This window comes from Psychromonas sp. (genome assembly GCF_983033635.1).
The window spans coordinates 4,795-5,107 of sequence record NZ_CEZLMY010000212.1; the positions used below are offsets into that span (position 1 = coordinate 4,795).

Consider the following 313-nt stretch of genomic DNA (forward strand, 5'->3'; position numbering starts at 1 on the left):
GCATAATCTCTAAGCGATGATCTTCTGCAACAAAAACTTCCGTATTGATTTTTCCTTTAGCATGTTCAGAACGAAGTACAGCTCTTATTTTTTTAGTTACTTGTAATAAGGCAAGTGCTTCTTTGTCGTTTTCTGGTGCTCGAAAGATGCTTTCATCTGGTGGAGTGTAATTGGCTCGAACTTGTTGAATTTGAGCATCAGTATTTTTAAGATGATCACGCATTTGTGCACTTGTCGGTGAGCTTTTAATCATTTGCATTAGTGCATTACGGATACGGTTTTGAAGGATCAGTAATAAAGATTTGCTAAATGG

At 36.7% G+C, this 313-nt stretch carries 1 pseudogene; it reads right to left on the reverse strand.

What is annotated here, in order from left to right:
- Positions 1–313 (reverse strand): annotated as a pseudogene (locus AC4GME_RS17050) (DNA repair ATPase); the annotation flags it as partial.